At 61.2% G+C, this 19,923-nt stretch carries 22 protein-coding genes; 5 read left to right on the forward strand and 17 right to left on the reverse strand.

Annotation, left to right across the window (positions count from 1 at the left end; genetic code table 11):
• The first annotated feature begins 40 nt into the window (after positions 1-40).
• The 3 genes from JOD50_RS01200 to JOD50_RS01210 all read left to right on the forward strand — a co-directional run bounded on the left by JOD50_RS01200 (position 41) and on the right by JOD50_RS01210 (position 3,684).
• A complete protein-coding gene (locus JOD50_RS01200) occupies positions 41-1,030 on the forward strand; it encodes a potassium channel beta subunit family protein (protein WP_239541482.1) in 990 nt (329 codons plus the stop codon).
• A 132-nt stretch (positions 1,031-1,162) separates the two neighbouring features.
• On the forward strand, positions 1,163-2,833 hold the full coding sequence (locus JOD50_RS01205) for an APC family permease (RefSeq protein ID WP_204880115.1): 1,671 nt from the start codon (positions 1,163-1,165) through the stop codon (positions 2,831-2,833).
• A gap of 155 nt (positions 2,834-2,988) precedes the next feature.
• A complete protein-coding gene (locus tag JOD50_RS01210) occupies positions 2,989-3,684 on the forward strand; it encodes a hypothetical protein (RefSeq protein WP_204880116.1) in 696 nt (231 codons plus the stop codon).
• Between the two features lie 67 nt (positions 3,685-3,751).
• Here JOD50_RS01210 and JOD50_RS01215 read toward each other — a convergent pair whose 3' ends face one another.
• On the reverse strand, positions 3,752-4,543 hold the full coding sequence (locus JOD50_RS01215) for a patatin-like phospholipase family protein (RefSeq protein WP_204880117.1): 792 nt from the start codon (positions 4,541-4,543) through the stop codon (positions 3,752-3,754).
• A 118-nt stretch (positions 4,544-4,661) separates the two neighbouring features.
• Between JOD50_RS01215 and JOD50_RS01220 the strand changes: the two genes are divergently transcribed.
• Positions 4,662-5,462: a ZIP family metal transporter gene (locus tag JOD50_RS01220; RefSeq protein ID WP_204880118.1), complete on the forward strand. Its 801-nt coding sequence runs from the start codon at positions 4,662-4,664 to the stop codon at positions 5,460-5,462.
• Between the two features lie 40 nt (positions 5,463-5,502).
• Here JOD50_RS01220 and JOD50_RS01225 read toward each other — a convergent pair whose 3' ends face one another.
• The 15 genes from JOD50_RS01225 to JOD50_RS01295 all read right to left on the reverse strand — a co-directional run bounded on the left by JOD50_RS01225 (position 5,503) and on the right by JOD50_RS01295 (position 18,069).
• On the reverse strand, positions 5,503-6,711 hold the full coding sequence (locus tag JOD50_RS01225; RefSeq protein ID WP_204880119.1) for a multidrug effflux MFS transporter: 1,209 nt from the start codon (positions 6,709-6,711) through the stop codon (positions 5,503-5,505).
• A 73-nt stretch (positions 6,712-6,784) separates the two neighbouring features.
• Positions 6,785-7,846, reverse strand: coding sequence for a sensor histidine kinase (locus JOD50_RS01230; RefSeq protein ID WP_239541483.1), 1,062 nt, complete (start codon positions 7,844-7,846; stop codon positions 6,785-6,787).
• The gene (locus JOD50_RS01235; protein ID WP_101630560.1) at positions 7,843-8,565 is read right to left on the reverse strand and encodes a response regulator transcription factor; all 723 of its coding nucleotides are present in this window, start codon (positions 8,563-8,565) and stop codon (positions 7,843-7,845) included. Before JOD50_RS01235 ends, JOD50_RS01230 begins: the two co-directional genes overlap by 4 nt.
• Before the next feature lie 74 nt (positions 8,566-8,639).
• Positions 8,640-9,182 carry an OmpA family protein gene (locus JOD50_RS01240; RefSeq protein ID WP_204880120.1) on the reverse strand — a complete coding sequence of 181 codons (543 nt, stop codon included), beginning with the start codon at positions 9,180-9,182 and terminating at the stop codon, positions 8,640-8,642.
• Positions 9,179-9,856, reverse strand: a complete 678-nt coding sequence (locus JOD50_RS01245) for a hypothetical protein (protein WP_204880121.1) — start codon at positions 9,854-9,856, stop codon at positions 9,179-9,181. Before JOD50_RS01245 ends, JOD50_RS01240 begins: the two co-directional genes overlap by 4 nt.
• A 191-nt stretch (positions 9,857-10,047) precedes the next feature.
• Positions 10,048-10,557, reverse strand: a complete 510-nt coding sequence (locus tag JOD50_RS01250; RefSeq protein WP_204880122.1) for an OmpA family protein — start codon at positions 10,555-10,557, stop codon at positions 10,048-10,050.
• Positions 10,554-11,243 carry a hypothetical protein gene (locus JOD50_RS01255; RefSeq protein WP_204880123.1) on the reverse strand — a complete coding sequence of 230 codons (690 nt, stop codon included), beginning with the start codon at positions 11,241-11,243 and terminating at the stop codon, positions 10,554-10,556. The genes JOD50_RS01250 and JOD50_RS01255 overlap by 4 nt, the downstream gene beginning before the upstream one ends.
• A 259-nt stretch (positions 11,244-11,502) precedes the next feature.
• Positions 11,503-12,783 carry an NAD(P)/FAD-dependent oxidoreductase gene (locus tag JOD50_RS01260; RefSeq protein ID WP_204880124.1) on the reverse strand — a complete coding sequence of 427 codons (1,281 nt, stop codon included), beginning with the start codon at positions 12,781-12,783 and terminating at the stop codon, positions 11,503-11,505.
• Positions 12,783-13,127, reverse strand: a complete 345-nt coding sequence (locus tag JOD50_RS01265) for a non-heme iron oxygenase ferredoxin subunit (protein WP_101630566.1) — start codon at positions 13,125-13,127, stop codon at positions 12,783-12,785. The genes JOD50_RS01260 and JOD50_RS01265 overlap by 1 nt, the downstream gene beginning before the upstream one ends.
• A gap of 35 nt (positions 13,128-13,162) precedes the next feature.
• Entirely contained in the window at positions 13,163-13,801 is a 639-nt protein-coding gene (locus tag JOD50_RS01270; RefSeq protein WP_204880125.1) for an ABC transporter ATP-binding protein, read from the reverse strand.
• 9 nt (positions 13,802-13,810) lie between these two features.
• Positions 13,811-15,097 (reverse strand): ABC transporter permease, encoded by a 1,287-nt coding sequence (locus JOD50_RS01275; protein WP_204880126.1) that lies wholly within the window; start codon positions 15,095-15,097, stop codon positions 13,811-13,813.
• Complete coding sequence (locus JOD50_RS01280; protein WP_204880127.1) at positions 15,094-16,461, reverse strand: FtsX-like permease family protein; 1,368 nt, start codon at positions 16,459-16,461, stop codon at positions 15,094-15,096. Before JOD50_RS01280 ends, JOD50_RS01275 begins: the two co-directional genes overlap by 4 nt.
• Positions 16,462-16,703: 242 nt before the next feature.
• Positions 16,704-17,213, reverse strand: a complete 510-nt coding sequence (locus JOD50_RS01285) for a 2'-5' RNA ligase family protein (RefSeq protein ID WP_338051961.1) — start codon at positions 17,211-17,213, stop codon at positions 16,704-16,706.
• 48 nt (positions 17,214-17,261) lie between these two features.
• Positions 17,262-17,663 carry a GNAT family N-acetyltransferase gene (locus JOD50_RS01290; protein ID WP_204880128.1) on the reverse strand — a complete coding sequence of 134 codons (402 nt, stop codon included), beginning with the start codon at positions 17,661-17,663 and terminating at the stop codon, positions 17,262-17,264.
• Positions 17,664-17,700: 37 nt separating this feature from the next.
• Entirely contained in the window at positions 17,701-18,069 is a 369-nt protein-coding gene (locus JOD50_RS01295; RefSeq protein WP_204880129.1) for a DUF488 family protein, N3 subclade, read from the reverse strand.
• Between the two features lie 166 nt (positions 18,070-18,235).
• On the opposite strand from JOD50_RS01295, the gene JOD50_RS01300 reads away from it, so the two are divergent.
• Positions 18,236-19,096 carry an aspartate dehydrogenase domain-containing protein gene (locus JOD50_RS01300; protein WP_204880130.1) on the forward strand — a complete coding sequence of 287 codons (861 nt, stop codon included), beginning with the start codon at positions 18,236-18,238 and terminating at the stop codon, positions 19,094-19,096.
• 29 nt (positions 19,097-19,125) lie between these two features.
• Here the strand turns inward: JOD50_RS01300 and JOD50_RS01305 are convergent, their stop codons facing one another.
• Positions 19,126-19,908, reverse strand: a complete 783-nt coding sequence (locus tag JOD50_RS01305) for a hypothetical protein (RefSeq protein WP_204880131.1) — start codon at positions 19,906-19,908, stop codon at positions 19,126-19,128.
• Positions 19,909-19,923: the final 15 nt, after the last annotated feature.

A 19,923-nucleotide genomic window follows, 5' to 3' on the forward strand; every position in this document is an offset into this window, starting at 1 on the left:
CAGAAAGAACAATCAACACTGCACCGAGTAGGCTAAAAACATGACGAAGAACACGCAGAACAGCACCATGGAATACAACCGACTCGGCCGCGCCGGCCTCAAAGTATCCGAACTCTCCTTCGGCTCCTGGGTCACCTTCGGCGACACCATCGACACCGGCCTCGCAAAAGAATGCATGCAAGCCGCAGCCGACGCCGGCGTCAACTTCTTCGACAATGCCGAGGTCTACGCGGGCGGGCAGTCCGAAACCATCATGGGCAAAGCCATCGAAGAACTCGGCTGGAACCGCTCCGAATACATCATCTCCACCAAGCTGTTCTGGGGTATTTCCGACGGCAAGGTCAACCTCACGAACACGCTCAACCGCAAATACCTCATGCAGGGCATCGACGGCTCGCTCGAGCGTCTCGGCCTCGACTTCGTAGACCTCATCTACTGCCACCGCCCAGACCCAGAAAGCACCATCGAAGAAACCGTGTGGGCCATGAGCGACATCGTCTCCAGCGGCAAGGCGCTCTACTGGGGCACCTCCGAATGGTCCGCGGACGAAATCCGTGCCGCCTACGAGATCGCCGAACGCCACCACCTCCACAAGCCATACATGGAACAGCCGCAGTACAATCTGCTGGAGCGCACCAAGGTCGAGCAGGAATACGCTCGCCTCTACGACGACATCGGGCTCGGCCTCACTACGTGGTCCCCACTGGCCGGCGGCATCCTCACGGGTAAATACCTCGGCGAGATCCCTGAAGGTTCCCGTGCAGCGGGCCGCTACGGCAAGACCCTTGAAGCCGCGCTGGGCAACGAAACCCAAAAGGACCAGGTCCGCAAGCTCGTCGCAATGGCGTCCGACCTCGGCGTGACCCCGGCTCAGCTTTCGCTCGCTTGGCTGCTGAAGAACCCGAATGTCTCCACCGTCATCACCGGCGCAACCTCGGTCAAGCAGCTCAACGAAAACCTTGGCGCGCTCGAGGCGAAGGCAGCCCTTACGGACGAGGCAAAGGCCGAACTCGACCAGATCTTCGCCTAGTGCCAAGCCATTCTCGCCTAGCCCCAAGCCACGCGTAACTCGAAAACCACCCTCCACTCAGGTAAGGTGGATCACATTTTCATACGTAAACGCAAAGAAGACATGCTCAGAACGCATGGCTGAGGAATTGAGATGAGTAGCGAAACTCACCGCGGCGCCGCCACAGCAGCGAACGCCAACGCCCCACAAGAAGGCGAACTGAAAAAGACACAAAAACCCGGATGGATTTTTGCTGTCGCTGTCGGATCAGCAGTCGGATGGGGTGCTTTCGTTCTCCCTGTCGACTGGCTCCACCAAGGCGGTATCGTCGGTGCCGCACTCGGTATGGCCATCGGCGGCGCCCTCATCGCTCTCATCGCGTTGAGCTACGGCATCGTCATCAAAGCCCTCCCCGTCACCGGCGGTGAGGTGGCGTACGCCCTCGTTGCTTTCGGACGGCGGCACGCGTTCGTTGTCGGATGGTTCCTGACGCTCGGGTACCTGTGTATCGTCGCGCTCAACGCATCAGCGATGGCGCTCGTAGCCAGACGCCTAGCGCCCGGGATCATGGAGAAAGTCCACCTATGGACCATCGCCGGATTCGACGTCTACCTCCCCGAGGTCATCTTCGCGTCTGCATGCCTCATCCTGTTTGGCTGGCTCAACATCCGCGGGGCTGAATTCGGAGGCCGCGTCCAGTTCATCGCCGTCATCATCATGCTGGTCGCCGTTGCGTTCATCGTGATCGGCGTGATTGCCCTAGCTGGCCGCAACGAACTCAGCTTCGGTCCAGCGTTCCCAACCGACGTCCCACCGATGGCCGCGATCATCACACTCGTCGCGATCGCGCCGTGGGCGTTCATCGGCTTCGACAACGTCCCGCAGGTCGCCGGCGAATTCAACTTCTCGCCACGTAAAGCACTCGGCCTCATCCTGTTCGCGATCTTCGCGGCAGTCGCCATCTACGTGCTCATGCTCATGGCCGTATCGCTGTCGGCGGGTCCCGGAATTGAAAACATCGGCGACGACACGTGGGCACCCGCCGACGTCATCGCCGGCGTCCTCGGCCAGTTCGGCGTGGTCCTGCTCGTCATCGGCGTATCGATGGGTATCTTCACCGGCCTCAACGGGTTCACGATGTCGGCTTCCCGCGTCATTCTCTCCCTCGGCCGAGCACGCATGCTGCCGGAAGCCACCGCAAAGATCAGCCCACGCTTCCACACCCCGCACGTCGCGCTCATCGTGGTGGTTGCGCTGTGCCTCATCACCCCGTGGTTCGGCCGCGCAGCCCTCAGCTGGGTTGTGGACATGAGCTCTGTGGGCGTGACCATCGCATACTTCTACACATGCTTGTGCGCATTCAAGGTCATGCACCGCGACCGCTCCCTCCTGCGCGCAGCCGGCGAACGCGTCCCATTGTGGATGGCGCTCTCCGGTCCAGTTGCTCTGCTGGGTGCTCTGATCTCCGTCATGTTCCTACTTCTGCTGTTCCTGCCGTTCTCGCCAGGTGCACTCGGTAAGGAATCGCTCATCGCGCTCATCGCGTGGCTCGTGCTCGGCGTCATCTTCTTCCTGGTCCGCCGCCCACGCTTCGAAGCGCTCACCGAGGACGAAACCCGCGAAGTCATGCTCGGCGAACACCAAGACGTGTACCTCGACCAGGAACACATCGACGAAGAAGTCGAGCGCATCACCGGTGCGATCCCGATCGTGCCGATGCCAGGCGCAGACACCTCCGACATGGCGCCACACACCGCCGCGGCCGCGGAGACCCTCGCGGAGCAGGAACCGGACGACCCCGACCCAGCCAAACCCATGAAGTAGCCGCCAGGTTGGTGGGCTAACCGCTAGGTTGATGGGCCAACCGATACGCTAGTGCCCGGTGCTGACACGCTTCAGCGCCGGGCACTAACGTTTAACCACAGCGCCGTTTAACCACCAGCCGCGAACACACCGACCTCAAGCGAACAGGAGCCGCCATGGACGACATCGAGCTCTTCATGAACGCCTTCTCCTCCGTCAACCAAGACATCGGAGGGCTGCTTTGGAAACGCGGCTGGCTCGCCGACACCAACGTGGCCGACGACGAAGAACTCAGCTGGTTCTGGCCACCTACAGCCCCGGTAGGCTTCGGTGGACTGCCCGAATGGAGCGGCCGCCTGGCCAAACTGCCGGCCGGAACGCTGCCGCCGCGCCGCACCCCGTGGACCAAACCCACGACGCTGCGGAAAGTCAACGGGGCATGGCACCTGGAATTCGGTCAGGCACCACAGCTTGAAGCACGCGAAACCACGAAGTATTCGAACGAATACGACCTGCTACAAGACCTCAAAGCGATCGAATGCTGGCCCCTCACCGTGGAAGAAAACCGTGACATCCGCATGCACTGGCTCTACCAAGCCATGAAAGCCGAATCACGCCACGACCACTACCGCACCGTACGGCCCACCGAACCGTACGCAACCCGGATCGAGGAACTCCAAGAACACGTCGACTGGGAAAACGACGCCCTCGAGGCCGCACGCACCGGACGCGAACTACCAGCCCCACCCCAAAGAGCCCGGCCACACGGAGACGTCAAAGCGAAACTCCTCATGGCAGAAGCCGAATCATGGGCCTCAGCCGTACGCACCGCACGCGTAGGCGGCCCCGGCTGGAGCATCAACAACCTGTAGAGCTAGCAGCGGGGTGAGCCAGGCCCGGCGGCCAGGTGCTCCAGCGGACCTGGCGGAGCGGCCCTGGCTAGCCAGCCAGCGCTTTCAGCTGCTCGGCCCGCTCCCTCGTTGCTTCCGCCCCGGCTTCGGCGGCACGCTCAAACTTATTGAACGAAGTGAACCCCACATCGTCCATCGCAGGATCAATCAACACATCCGGCGGAAACAGCGACAACCGCATCTTGGTCAGCTGCGCCTGCATAATCTCGATCCCCCGCACAGCCTCCTTGAACGTGCCCTTAAGGAACCGCCCCGTAGGGACCGGCTGAGAATCCTTAGTCATATCCACGGTTTGCAAGGACGTCGCATTCACCGCAATCACATTCTGAGCCCCGAAGAAATGCGCCGCGTCCACCGGCAACTGATTCAACATCCCGCCATCCATCAACAAATCACTGCCAACCCGCACCGGTTCCAAAACCCCAGGGAACGCGGCCGAGGCATGCACCGCGGCGAGCAGATCCCCCGAATGCAGGTAGCGGGTGGTGCCGCTCGCGACATCCGTGGCCACCACAACCAACGGAATCTCAAGCTCCTCAAACGTCTCCGGCAAATACTGGGCCAAGAAGGAACGCAGACGCTTAGTCGAAAACACGCGGCCGCTGAAACCCCAATTCAGGACCTTCAACCAATCAACATTCACGCTGATCTTCTGAACCGACGCCGCATCATGCCCCGCCGCAATCAACGCACCGATGATCCCGCCCATGCTCGTCCCAGCAATCACCTCCGGACGCACACCCAACGGCTCCAGCTCGCGCCACACCCCCACATGACACAAACCACGAGCACCACCGCCACCCAACGCTAAACCAAGCACACAAACCTCCTACACCTACGGCGACGTGCCTGGTTCTACATTTCCGCATCAACCACAAAATCACCAGAGAAAACACCAATAAGACGCCGCCGCACCCGAGCCGTGCGAGACTGTCCATATGCTCACCGCCACCATGTGGGGAACCATCGCCGCCTCATCGCTCATCATCGGCGCCGTGCTCGGGTTCATCACGCCCTGGCCGCCGAAGCTCATCGGTGCGATCCTCGCATTCGGTGCCGGCGCAATCTTCTCAACCATCGCATTCGAACTCGCAGAAGAATCCATCACGAGCGGCGGGCCACTCGCCACCGCGATCGGCGTGGCACTCGGGGCGCTCACCTACTTCATCGCAGACCGGCTCATCGAAGGCCGCGAAACCCCGTCCGGTGCGGTCAGTGGGGCAAGTGCGGCGAGTGCGGCCAGTGAGGCGACCGAGGCCAGCACAGCGCAGCACTCATCCCGCACAAAGCGGCGAACCCGCCGCAATAACGCGGGAATGGTGCTCGTCATGGGAGCGATCCTCGACGGGATCCCGGAACAAACCGTGCTCGGTGTAGGAATGGGCGCCGGAAACGACGTCAGCATCGCGCTCCTCATTGCGATCTGCCTCGCCAACATCCCCGAATCCGTTGGCTCCGCCTCCGACATGAAATCGGCCGGTGTGCCGACGCGACGGATCCTCGGAATCTGGCTACTTGTCCCGGCGCTCTGCGCGCTGGCGACCGTGATCGGCTACGGACTCTCCCACACACTCTCCCCCGAAGCCCAAGCCGGAATCAACGGTTTCGCGGGCGGGGCGCTCCTCGTGATGCTCGTGGATTCGATGATCCCCGAAGCCCGCGCAAAAACCGGACGCACCGCAGGGCTACTCACCGTACTCGGCTTCGCACTCGGCGCCGGGCTCTCGCTGCTGACGTAACGGCGTGGACGGCGCTCGGTCCCGGCGCCGACGGCTGCCTTCAAGCGGCAGGGTGGGTGCGCCGCACACCCACCAACGCAACGATCACAACGCAGGACGCCACCGCCATCGTCAGCGCCATCGGCAACGCGGTAGTGCCATCGCCAATACCCGTCAACGGCGCCACCACGGCGGCTAAACCAAACTGAGCCGCACCCAACAACGCAGACCCCGCACCCGTACGCCCGCGCGAGGACTCCAAAGACAACGCCACCAAATTAGGTAGCAAGAAACCGTTACAGCACACCACCACAACAAACCCAGCCATCAGAGGCCACGCGGATGCCCCCAACAAGGTCACCGAAACCACGAGCCACGCGACAGCCGCAACCTGCGTACACCCCACCATCGTGACCCAGCGACGTGGCGGGATCCGGTCGATAATCCACGGATTCACCGCGCTCGCAAGCACCAGCGAAAGCGAGTTGAATGTGAACATGGCCGCATACTCGCCGGCTGAGAAACCATTCATGCGGATCATGATGAACGAACTCGCCGAAATATAGGCGAACATCGTAGCGAAACTGCCCACATACATGAGAGTCGGGAACACATAGGCGCCACGGGTCAGCAACTCCCCCATGTTGCCGAACGCCTTCTTCAAACCGCCCGAATGCCGGTCCTCGCTACGTAGCGTCTCCGGGACAGCCCACCACACACCCAAAGCCGCCACCGCGAAAACACACGCCAACATCACAAACACAGCACGCCACGAAAGCCACGGAATCAAAACCCCACCCACCGCGGGAGCGATCACCGGAGCGATCGACTGAATCGCCATGATCGTGGACAACGCCTTCGCGATCCCCTTACCGCGCCCGATGTCCGCGATAATCGCCTTCGACAACACCACCCCAGCAGCGCCGCACACACCCTGGAAACAGCGCGCCACAATCAATACCACAATGCTCGGAGCCAACGCCGCAACCAACGACGCCACACCCGAACCCACCAAGCCAAACACCAACAGCGTGCGCCGGCCACGCTGATCAGACAACGGACCGATCACCAACTGGCCCAACGCCATCGTGATCAAGAACCCCGTCAGCGACAACTGCGTCACCGACGCACTCGAACCAAACTCCCGGGAAATCTGATCCAGCCCCGGGATATAAGCGTCGATCGCAAACGGCGCCAGCCCACCACACAACCCCAACACCGCGATCATGCGGCGCGGCAGCGGACGGCTCACAGAACGTTCATCACTCATCAGCGACCATGCTACGACGCCCGCCCCGCAGCTAGCTCATTCGCTACCCCGGCATTCGCTACCCCGGCGTTCGCTACCCCACAGGTAAACGCAACGTCACCTTAGAGCCCTGACCGTGCCACGACTCCAAGCCCGTGGAACCGCCGTGCCGCTCAATGATGGCCCGCACCATCGGAAGCCCCAAGCCACTGCCGTCGGTGCCCCGCACCTCACGCGAACGACCAAGCTCTTCCCACACCGTCTCCAGCTCATCCGGCGCGATGCCGCGGCCCGTGTCCGCGCAGTCGATATAGACCGAACCATCCGCCTCACGGCCATGGATCTCGATGCGCGCACCCGGCTCCGAATACTTCACCGCGTTGCTGAGCACATTAGAGATAGCGAGGAACAACAAATCAGAATCCCCCTGAATGCGCGGCAACGGGCGCGGAGCACGCGGCAACGCGACCTCGATGTGCCGCTCACGCGCCCCCGGGATCTCCATGACCGTCTGAACGGCTTCTTCCACCAGGTCAGTCAGATCCACGCTCGAAAGCTCAAGTTCTGCATGTTCAACTTCGCTGATCTTCCGCAAGTCACTCAACAGGCTCGAAAGCCTCTGCGCCTGCACGCCAATGCTGTCCAACTGACGTTGCGACGGCTCATCCGCAAGTGCTGCACGGATCCCCTGAATAGGGTTCTTCAACTCGTGATCCAAGCGAGCCATGAGCCGATGCCGGCGCTGTGTCTGCTCCTCACGTTCCTTACGGACCGCACGCACCTCACCCCGGCGCAACCAGCCGACAGTCCACCATCCCGCAAGCAACACTGCAGTCGCCACGAGCCCCAGAATGAAAGGAACCCACGCGAGCTTGGTCGCGACCGTCAAAACCTTGCCGCTATCAAGTGGAGCCCACACGAGGCTCGCGACAAGACCCACCACCAGCGGCGCAAAAACCCACAACAACGTCCAATTCAGCTTGCCGCGGCGACGCTGCTTGCGCTGTTGCTGCTGCTGAGGGCGCGGTTGCTGGGTACGATGCGGGGCCGACTGACGCGGGGCCGGCTCAGTGTTGCCGTGGTGGGCTGGGGGCATGATCGGCGGATGCGGCGCCGATTGGCCCTGTAATTCAGTTGGGCGTGGTGGCTGGTTCATGCGCGCTCCACCTCGCCAGCGAAACGGTAGCCTTCGCCGGAGACCGTCTCGATCAACGACTGCCCGGCGCCCGCATCGCCGATCACCTTGCGGATCTCAGCAACACGGTGATCAACCGCTCGCGTGGTCACGATCGCCTCGAAACCCCACACGGTCTCCAGCAGACGCTGCCGCGAAAACACCTCATCAGGGTGGCTCATCAAGAACTCGAGCAGCGCGAACGCCCGCGGGGTCAACGACTTCTCGCGGCCATCAACAAAAATACGGCGAGCGGGCCTATCCAGCTTCAGATCGCCAGCAACCAGCGACTCCGCCGCACTCAACGGGGCACCACCCTGCCCGCTGCGCCGCAACACCGCGCGGATCCGCGCCATCAACTCGACCGGATCGAAAGGCTTGGTCAAGTAGTCATCAGCGCCGTCATCGAGCGCGGCGGCACGTTCGAACGACTCCCCGACCTCCGTCAACAGGATCACCGGAAGCCAGTCGTCATCGGCTCGGATGCGGCGCAAAACCTCGCGGCCATCAACCCGCGGCATCAAAACATCCAAAATAACCAAGCTCGGGCGGCGGTGCTCAATCTTCCGCAGCGCATCCGCTCCGTCCACGGCGACGTCCACGTCCAAACCGTTCCGGCTCAAAACGGGTGCCAGATGTTCCCTGATGGTCGCGTCGTCATCAACCAACAGAATCTGCGGACGAGGCGCAACACCGCCCATGAACACTCCTACCCTTCACAACGCCAAGCGGGCCCACCACGCGGTACGTCCGCGCGATGGACCCAGCCTAGCCGCTAATAACGAATTTCGACCCGTCGGTTCTTCTCACGGCCCTCGAAATCCGGGTTCTTTTTAGTGCCGTTATCAGCAACCGGCTTAGAGTCAGCGAAGCCCTTCGCATCAACCTTGACATCCTTGCGCGCCGACTTGATCGCATCAGCGACAGACTTTGCCCGCAGTTCGGAAAGCTTCTTGTTCCCGACCTTCGACGGCACATTATCCGTGTGGCCGCCCACCGAAATCTTCGCGCCCTTCGGAACATCCTTGACCAGCTCACCGATGCGCTTCTTCGCGTTGTCAGAAAGCTCATGCTTTTCGATGTTGAAAAGGATGTCAGAGGAAAGACTCAGGACTTCCTTACCCTCTTCTTTCCGCTTAGTTTCAAGCTTCTTGATCCCAAGATCCATCTTCTCGATCTTGAGATCGATGGGCTTGATCGAATCAGAAATCTCTTTATCACTCAGCTCAGCAAGATCATCATCAGCGAGCGCCGGCTGCGCCCCCGCCACCAAAGCGAGAGCCACAAGCGACGCCGCGACACCCGTTACGCGCCTCAATCGATCTCAACCCCCTGAGCCATCTCCACGCTGTTCCACAAGTTGAAGTCCATCTTGTGCACGTCCTCAGGTGGAGCCGCGAACACGGACGTCGCATACGTGCGCTTGCCCGGAGTCAGGTGCACACCCTGGTTGGTTATCGCTCTAGTGTTAAGCCGCTCATGCTTGTTGAGGTTCTTCTGGTCGATCGCGTACTCGAACACGTTGTGCTGATTCCCCGCGACTTTCCACAGGTTGAAGTTGCCCTCGTCTTCCGCGGTGGTGTGCAGCGTGTACCCGTAGACGACCTTGACGAACTTACCTTCACGCTTAGCTTCAAGCATGTCGACGGTTAGTGTGGCGTCCTTATCACCTTCCACGGTCACTCCCGTGGTGACGCTCAGGATCGGTTCCCGGTTGTCCATCTCGCCGGGCTGGCTGCCTTCGCCGGCTTCGTTACCCTGGCCAGATTCAGCGTCCGATGCGTCCGAATCGGTTGCTGTGGAATCACCTGACGTGGTCTGCGCTTGGTTTTCAGTACTTGCGTTATCGCCCTGAGCGCTCTGCTGCGCGGAAGCCTGGTTCGCGTTCTGGTCCTGGCCCTCATCGCTCACGCCCACCGAGCAACCTGCCAAACCAATGGACGACGCGAGCGCCAGGCCCAGGATCATCTTGCTTGCAGTTGACTTGTTCATGACTAAACCTTTCGCCTATACAGAAAGCTGTGCGCCTCCGTCTTGTTTTACAACGCTACGAACAATCAGGAGGCGTCTTTTCGCAGCTTTGTCTCAAGCAGTAAGTTTTTCGTATCGATATTGCGACAACCCAGAAACCCGTCAGTACCGGGCCCGGCCCGCGGTTCAGTACCGGATCTCGACGCGGCGGTTCAGTACCGGATCTCTACCCTGCGGTTCTGTGCGCGGCCTTCCAGGTTCGGTTTAGCATCCGAACCGTTATCCGCTACCGGCTTCGTATCTGCGAAGCCCTTCGCATCCACCTTGAGGTCCTTGCGGGCGGCCTTGACCGCATCGGCCACAGACTTTGCGCGCAGCTCGGACAGCTTCTTGTTCCCGACCTTCGACTTCACGTTGTCCGTGTGGCCACCCACCGAAATCTTCGCGTTCTTCGGAACGTCCTTGACCAGGGCGCCGATCTTCTTCTTCGCGTTATCCGAAAGCTCATGCTTATCGATGTCGAACAGAATGTCAGAAGACAACGTCACAACATCCTCGTTGCCGTCTTTCTCCTTGGTCTCAAGCGGCGTGATGTTGATATCAAGCGGCGTGATGTCGATATCGAGAGGGGTGATGTCCCCGTCGTTCGCCCACGCCGGCTGGACCGTCAACGCAAGCATCGACGCAACAGCAGCCGCTGCAATTACCTTCCTGCGTTTCAATCGATCTTCACATCCTTCGCCATCTCGGCGCCACGCCACAGCTGGAAGTCCATCTCGTGAACATCCTCAGGAGGGGCCGGGAACACGAACTTACCCGTGACCCGCTTATTCGGCATCAGCTTGATCTTCGCGGCATTATCCGAAGCCTTCCGGACCAGCGAATGGCGGTTCAAGTTCTTCTGATCAACCAGGTAAGGCCAGAACTGCGAGTTGTCATTCACATCGAATACCGATGCCCCGGGGTCAGTTGTATCCGTGTTCGCGGTGAAGCCATAGATCGCCTCGATCAGATCACCCTTCCGCTCAACCGAGAGCAACTCGACAGTCAGGCTCGCGTCCTTATCCTCACCGATCTTTGTACGAACCGTGGTGCTTGCCAACGCTTTCAAGGAATCCGCTGTGACACCGTCACCGGAGGCCGCGCCGTCAGCGTTGCCGACCTGGTCCCCGCCCGAGGCGGTGGCGTTCTCCTCAGCGCTCTCCTCCGGGCCCTCAGCAGGCTGGCTTTCCTGAGTCGTCGAGCCGCCGTCCTGCGGCTGCGCACCCTGTTGCTGAGCCGAAGCCTGCTCGGCGTTCTGGGTGTTGTCCTTACCTTCATCGCTCACGCCAACCGAGCAGCCGGTCAAAGCGAGCGAGGTCGCAAGCCCCAAACATACGATCGCTTTAGAAGTTGCTGACTTAAACATGACGAACCTTTCGCGTCTTCTAGCTTCAGTTGAGTTTTCGTGGAGTGGCTTTCTGCCGCCCCGTTGATATCAACGCTACGGCGAAGGACCCTTCAACCTATCGCAGATCTGTCGCCAACAACCCGGATTTTGTACCGAATTAGCGACAACGACGCGAAACTTCAGTCCGCGTTTACCTGAGGTTCGTTTTAGCTATGTTTCCCGGGTTTGCGTGCGGTGCGGCGTCGGAGCCGAACGCTGGGCAACGGCCGGGCGGCACCTACGCATTCCGCGGCGGGCGGGCAAGTCTCCGGAGCGGAACCGACGGGTCAGCCAACGCATCGGCGGGGACAACGATCCCCTGGTCGATGATGCGGCGGGCAGCACGCACCGTCATGCCGCCGTCGACGGCGGCGCACCCCGCCATGGTTCCATCCGGATTCAGCAGGAACGTCGCCTGCGGAGTGCCGTCCTCGTTGAACCGGTGGATGTACTGGGCTGAGTCCGCCGCTCCGGCCTCCGGGTGGGGTGCCGGGTGGGCTACTGGCTGGGGTACCAGCGAGCCCACGCCTTCAACATGAACTCCGTGGCGGTCAGACCAGAACCACGGCGCACCTTGCTGAGGAATGTCCTGCCCCAGGATCGCGGCGGCCGCTCGGGCGCCGCTGTGCATCGCATTCTCCCAATGCTCGGCGCGCGGCAACAGCTCGCCAGCGTCGGTGCGCATGCGAGCGGCATCGCCCACGGCAAAAACCGCTGGATTCGAGGTCTGCTGGCGCTCGTCAACAACCACACCATCGTTGACTTCAAGGCCCATAGCTTCGGCGAGCGCCGTGTTCGGTGTGATGCCGATCCCCACCAGGACCTGATCTGCCCGTAGCTGCGTGCCGTCCGTCAGAGTGACGACTCGCTCGGCGCCGTCGACTTGGATGCGCGCGGGGGCGGACTGGATGACGTCGACCCCGCGTTCAGCGTGCATCGCGTGAAGGTACTCGGCCAGGACCGGCCCAACGGCGGGAACGAGTGGCGGCTGCTCCGGCTCCACAAGAGTCACGTCAGCACCCAGCGCCAACAGTGTCGAAGCCGCTTCCGCACCGATCAGCCCCGCACCCACAACAACGATGCGGGTGCCTTCGCCGACGCTGTCTCGCAAACGGTCAGCGTCGGCGCGGGTGCGCAGCTCGAGAACCTCGGGCAGCTCGCCGCCGGGAACCGGGAGCTTGCGGGCGGCACCGCCCGTAGCGAGCACGATGCGGTCGGCGGCCACCGCATCGCCGTTACTCAACCGGACGGTTGGTTGCTCATTGGTGTCAACCCCCACGGCCGAGTCCTCGATGAGCTTCACGCGGTTCTCAACGAACCATTCCCGCGGCTGGAACTGAATCTGCTCGAGCGTCTTTGTACCCAGCAGATAATCCTTCGACAGCGGCGGCCGATCATAGGGCAACCCACCCGGCTCCACCATCGTGATCTCACCGTCAAAGCCACGCGAACGCAGCTCCTGCGCGACCGTGAAACCAGCCACGCCACCACCGACGATGGCGACAGACCCCACCGCCATCATTCAGCGTCAGCGGCAGGGACGCCCGGGTACAGAACCACGGTGTCGCCTTCGACCTCAACCTTGTGCGTCTTCGCGTCCACCGTGGCCGGCAAGCACAACGCCTTACCGCTCTTGAGGCAGAACCGAGCCGCATGCATCGGACATTCAACCTCGGTGCCTTCAATCCAGCCGTCGGCGAGGCTTGCGACCTCGTGAGTGCACTCGTCATTGAGCGCATAAAACGAGCCATCCTCGGCATGAAACACCGAGATGTCCTCGCCGGTCGAGTTCTCATCACCCGGAACCAGGTAGGCCTCCGCCTCCGGGATGTCACTGACAGGGATCTTGATGGTCTCGCTCATGAGTGCTCTCCTCTGTGTTGGTACAGCCACCGGAGTCAGTTGCGGTGCTCCACAAGGTTGCGGCGTTCAAGACGCAACGTGACATCCGCTGCCTTCGCAAGCTGCTTCGAGTGCGTCACCACGATGACGCACTTATTCTGCTGATGCGCGGCATCACGCAAAATCTCGATCACGCCGTCCGCGGTTTCTTCATCCAGGTTACCCGTAGGCTCATCAGCCAGGATCACCGGGGCGTCAGACACGAGTGCGCGGCCGATCGCGACGCGCTGCTGCTGCCCACCAGAAAGAGCCAACACATTCCGCTTAGCCGCTGCCGCATCGAGCCCCAGGCGGGTGAGGTCCTCAACCGTTGCCTTCGAGTTCACGAGGCGCAGGTTCTCAAGTGGGGTGAGATAGTCGATGAGGTTGTAGTTCTGGAACACCAACGCGATCTGGTCGCGGCGGTGGCGCGTGTAGCCGGTGGAAGCGATGTCCTTGCCGTCAAAGCGCACAACTCCGTTTGTGGGCGCATCCAGGCCGGCGAGCAGGCTCAGCATCGTGGTCTTGCCGGCACCGGAAGAACCCACGATCGCGTAAAACGTTCCGACCTCGAAGTCATAGTTCACGTTCTTCAAAACGCGCTGAGCGGCGCTACCGTACGTGAAATCGACGTTCTCAAGCTGCATGATAGACATAATTTTTTCCTAACTAAGTTTCGAAAGAATGCGTTTTGGACGCTGCATGATGAGAGGCAGAACCCCCACCGAAACGCCCATCAAGACGATGATGAATCCCCATGTGAGCGCCGTAGCGATACCGCCGGCGTTAGTCGCGAGGTGGATCGACGAAAGAGTCTCGTCCCCGGCCTGAGCGACAACCGCCCGCCCGAGAACTCCCGAAAGAACAGGCCCAAGAACCGCTGAAATGGCGGCGGCGACGGCCGCGAAAATGGTTGCCTCAAGCGCGAATTGCGAAAGCACATTGCCTTTGCTTTTCCCGAGCGAAAGCAACACACCCACCTCGTGGATACGGCCGCGCGCCCAGAACGTGCTCACCAACGCGAGCACCAACGCACCAGCAATGCTCAAACCCAGCAGCATCGTCGCCAACAGCTTGTCCACACCAGCGATAGCCTGAAGTACCGGCGCGAACTGAGCCGAATTGTCTTCCAACGACAGTTTCGGCGCGATCTTCTTGGCCGCGGCGAGCGCCTGCGGAAGCTCCTCGGCGTTATGCGTGAAATAACGGCCAGCCGTGATCGGCGCGCCGAGCTCCCGCGCTGAAGCGAGGTCCACGAACACGTTGTTCTCCGAGGCGCCGACCGGAAGCCCACTCGGGTTCTCCGTTTTCCCTTCAAAGATGCCGGCGACCGTCACGGTGACCTTCTTGGCACCCTGAGCGAGGGTCAACTTGTCCCCCACCTTGAGGTTGTTGTGGTCAGCGAACTCCCGATGGATCACAGCCTGCGATGCGGTTGCGCCCACATGCTTGCCCTCAACCAGCTGATACAGCTTGCCCTGGAACGCCGGGTTGAGCGAAGAATCACTCGCGCCAGTCACCGTGGCACCGCCAGCGAACTCAGGATCCAACTGAACCCCACGGTTGCTAGCTACCGGCTTGGCGCCTTCCGGTTGAGCAATCGTCTCCGCCTCTAAGCTGTGCCTAGCTACCTGCGGAAGGCCCGCCAAACGCTCAGCGACCTTCTCATCGACGCCGGCTTGCTCGGCTGGTGCCTGCTGAGTGGGCGGCTGCTGCTGCGCATCGGAGCCGGGCTGCGCTTCAGAACCAGGCGCCGCATCGACGTCTGCTGTTGCGGTGAAACCAGCGCCAACATTCGCGCTGATCGCGTTCTTAACCTCAGCCATGGAGGAACGCACACCAGACTGCGCAACGAGCGCGGTGAACACAACGGCCATGATGAGGATCATCAGGACGCTGCGCCGCGGTTTACGCAGAACGCTACGGATTGCTCGAGGCCACGGGTTCGTCATTTGTTGTCCACGAGGATCGCGCGAGGGCTCTTACGCAGCATCGGGATCGACGTGATCGCAACGACCACCGCGATCACAGCCACGCAGATAATCACGGCCTGGATCACCGAACCATTGGTCAGGCCAACAGCGAGGCTATCCAGCGTCTGAAGCGATGCTGAAGACTCCATGTCCGCACCGAACTGGCCCGCCTGCTCCATCTGCTGCTCAGTGGACTTGTTCACGCTCGCAAGCGTCACGCTACCCATCCACTGAGCGACGGCACTCGAAGCGAAGTACGCGAGGATGAACGCCGGAATCGCGATCAGGATGAGCTCCGCGAAATACTGGGCCGTGATGTTGCCCTTGCGAACGCCGATGGCGAGCAAGGTTCCGGTTTCCTTCTTACGTTCGTTGAGCCACAAGAACAGAACCAGCGCAACCACTGCGGTCGCGAAGATAGTGGCACCCACCATCGTGTTGCTCATGATGCTCTTGACGCCATCGACTGCCCCGGTGATGCCGGCGAGGTACTCGGCCGAACGCGAGAGCTGATAGTTGTTCCAGTCGATGCCCTGGGCCGCGGCGGCCTTCACGACATCCTCGAAGTTGGCGTCTTTAGCGACGAAGAAGTTCGCGTCCTGATAAATCTCGGTTTCCGGCGTGAACTGGTACAGCGCACGCGTCGTATCCAAGTCTGTGAACACCGTGTTCGCATACAGCTCGCTGCGCACAGCAACCGGGCGGGTGTTCTTACCCGAAACGATGCCCACAACCTCAGTCTTTACTTCCTTCGTGGACTGCTTCTGGTTGTCGGCGTCGTACTTATTACCCTTCAAGGTGAGGGTGCTGCCGAGCTTGAGGTTATTCGCTTTCGCAAGGTCCTCGTGAATCACGGCCTTGTTCTTGTCCTCCGCCGTCAAGTGGCGGCCTTCAACGAGCTTCAACGAGCCGCTGCGGAACGCGTTAGCCATATCGCTACGGTTCACACCCCACACGTTCACAGCGTTACCGAACTGTGCCTCGCGTTGCTGGTCATAGTCGTCGTGATCCGGCTTGAGCACCTTCGCCCCCACAAGATCAGCGGTCACGTTCTGCCGGGCCACATGGGAAGCAACACCGTCCAGGCCCGCGAGCTTTTCAATATCAGCCGGCTTGACGTTACCCGCGCCGCGCGGCGTACCCATGTTGTACTGCGGATTGTTCTCCAACACGAAACCACTACCGGTCTTCGCGTCCACCTCCTGCGCCACCTGATCCGCAGAACGCGTCACAGCCCCCGCGGACATCACCACAGTCGCCATCACAGCAAGAACAACAAAAATAATCAGAGTTTTAACAGGCTTGCGGACACAATAGCGCCAAGCCCTTCCCAGAAACGTCACAGTTTCCCTTTCACGGTAAAACGGTTGGCGCGTCCATGGCGCTGATCGCAAGACTCGTCGCGGGGCTACCCACAGTGGCATACATCGTGGAGAGCGAAAACTGATTCGCAGAATGCAGCGCGCCGTAAAGGTTCGTAAAGAAGGTATAACCCAATTCTGAATTGATCCTGAAAACCCGCTAGAGCGTCGCTGAAGGGACGCGTAGAGGTTCCCGGGAGCGCAGGTTGGGGCCGCGATACCGACTACGTATGGTCCCCGGCGAGCGCCCTATATTCCTGGGTTGCCGGCTTCCAGAACCCAGCCCGATGCGCGAGCAGCTCCTTGAAATGCCGCGGAGTCACCTCATCCAAAGCAGCGATGTAGCCAGGCACCATCTCGCGCGGGAGCCGCAACCCCATCGTGAGATGAGGGATCCAATCGATACGGTGATCATCCGGGTTCAGAGCGCTGATCTCGCGGGCCGCATGCCGCATCGGCTCCCCCGTTTCGAGCAGCCACGCGACGGTTTGCTTGCGGCGCGTACCGAAAATCACGGTTCCGACCCGCTGAAAATCCGCGGGGACAACGCCCGGCAACACCTCGGCGGCGCGATCAACGGCGGCGGGCGACATGTCGTGCGAAAAAGAGATGGTGATGTGCGGGGTCTGGTTCTGGCGCGGGAAACCGCGGGCTTCGAGGGCGTCGAAAATCTCGCGCACCTGCCGCTCCTGCTCAGGCGACAAATACATCAAGATGTTCTGCGGTGACGCCACGAAACCTCCTCCCGCGTTCGCTTACAGACCCTATCCACTGGTGAGAATTTAGCCGCGCAGCACCCGCGGGTTCCGCATGACCATCGCGGTCCCCTCGAAGAAACCGAGCCGCTCATAGTAGCCAATCAGGTGGTCGTCGCACGCCAGGTCGATCGAATACATGCCGTCGAGGCTGGCCACGATGCGGCGCACCAGCTCCTGGCCGATTCCCTGGCTTTGATACTCCGGCAAGACCTCAAGCCACGGGATGAACGCGGTGAGGACGCCGTCGCTGATCGCGTTAATGTAGCCGACGACGCGCTCGCCATCGAGCGCCCACACGCGCCGGTACGAGCCGTCCATGACGTCCACGAGCTGTTGCGCGCTCGGCGGGGTCGGCCAGCCGACAAAGAAACCCTCCCCGACCTGCTCGGCTCGGATAGCGCCTGGCTCATCGAGGTAAGTGATCATGCGGTCACCCTGTCTTCCTTAAACGTTGTTGCTTTCCCTACGCGTTCTCTTGCAACCAAGCCGCCAGAACCGGAACGTGGGAATGTTCGACATCCTTGGCCGCCGTCAATAAGGTTACGTGAGCCTTGTGCGACAGCTCCTCAGCGAGTTCCGCGGCCGCATCATTCTCGTCCAATTCCGCGCGGTAACAATTCTTGAACTCGTCCCAACGTTCTTGCGGCGCCTCATGAAACCACTTGCGAAACGCGTTGCTCGGGGCGGCGTCCTTAGCCCACACGTCATAGTCGAGTGCTTCCTTCTTAATCCCGCGCGGCCACAGCCTGTCAGTCAAAACGCGGGTACCTTTGGTCGGTTCCATTTCCCCATAGACACGACGAAACGTCCACTTAGCGCTCAATGAGCCCACGGTTACCCTCCCGAACGGTTTCGGACAACGGCACTTGTTGACGCCAGCGCTTGTTTACGCCTGCGCTTGCCGGTCGCTATCTACCTTAGTAACTCTCCCGGGGAGTCCAGGCTTGAGCCGCACCGCATAGGATCGGAGGTGAAGCATCTGCGAACGAGGAGGCCGCATGACGTTGAACATCGCGCTGATCGGATACGGCGGGATCGCTTCCCGAGTCGCCGCCGCGGTTCGCGACATGCACGACGTTGAACTCGTGGGCGCAATCGTGCGCACGCCAGGGCAAGCAGCCGACGACGGCGTTGCTGAGCTGAGCCTGAACGATGCGCTTGCGGACGGCGCGGCTGAGTGCAGCGCGGATGCGGGCGGAGAATCTGCCCGGCGCGTGGATCTGTTCGTTGAATGCGCCGGAGTACCCGCCGTGACTGAATACGGTCCCGCGATCGTTGCGGCCGGCAAAGACCTGTTGATCACCAGTGTTGGGGCGCTCGCTGACCCGCAACTACGCCGAACCCTGCTCGATGACGGGCCGGGCCGCGTGTACGTGACGAACGGCGCGATCGGTGGGCTCGACATCCTCGCAGGTGCAGCACGCGACGGCGGCCTAGACTCCGTGGTTTTGGAAACCCGGAAAGCGCCGGCCAGCTTGATCCAGCCGTGGATGGACGACGGCCTCACCGAACAGCTCCGGGGCGGTTCCGCGATCCGGGACGGCAAGACCACTGAACCGATCGTTCTCTACGAGGGTGACGTGGCCGGGGCTATCGACAAATTCCCCGCGAACCTCAACGTCGCCGTAGCCCTCGCCCACGCAACCGGAATGTGGGAAGACACAGTCGTGAAACTCATCGCCGACCCCGCCGCAGACCAAACCAAACACACCATCACAGCTGCTGGCGCATCGGGCACCTACCAATTCGAGATCACTAACAATCCCCTACCGGATTCCCCGGCAACCAGCGGGATCGTGGTGGACTCAGTCATCACAGGCATCCGGACCATCGCCGGCGAGTCCGGAGTCAGTATCTGAGCGGCGGGCACCGTCACCTGCCGGCACACTCACCAGCCGTAGTCCTTTAGGCGTTGCTCGTTACGCTCAACGATCTCGAGCATGTACCGCACGGCTTCTTGCTCTTCACGGAAATCCCGCACGGCTTGGGCACGACCGCGCTCCACAACGTACACGTGGTAGGCCCCATCAGACTTTTCGAGCACGGTAGCCCCCTCGTGCGGCTCACCATCGACCACATAAGCATCCGGCCGGGACGCGTGCTTGTCGATGTAGCGGCGCAAGTCATACCTGTCCGAGCAAGTGAAAGCATCGACCTCGAACTGATCGCGCAGCAGCCGCAAGCGCTTCTTAGCCAGGCCGTCCCGGTACACAATCGTGATCATCGCCGTGTATTCGCCCGTGCTGCGATCAACTGACACAACATCCTCACGGCGCAACTCCATCCAGCCACGAAACGCGCGGTACACCACCAGTTCGTTCATGCCCGCATACAACCTGAACGAAGCGAACATATAGGCGAGCAAAAGCAATACGACCCCGAGCGCCAGATAACCAACGCCCGTGAGTGTGTGCGTCGTCGGGTCCTCACCCTCGGGACCGAGCAGATACATCCACACAACTTTCACCACCTGCGCGGCGCCAAACAGCCCCGGCAAGAGAACAAAGTGCAGCCCATATTTCTGCACCTCACCCGCATCAGGTTGCCTACCGACGGTCGGCTTACGATGCCTGATGTACAGCAGGAAGGCGACCGTCGCGGCCGGGATCCCGGCCGTGATCAACAGGTGCGGCACCAGAGCAGGCCAGACCTCGCGCAGAATGTCGTTCACGAACCTCACTCTAGC

The sequence above is a fragment of the Pseudoglutamicibacter cumminsii genome, assembly GCF_016907775.1.
GTDB classification, from domain to species: domain Bacteria; phylum Actinomycetota; class Actinomycetes; order Actinomycetales; family Micrococcaceae; genus Pseudoglutamicibacter; species Pseudoglutamicibacter cumminsii.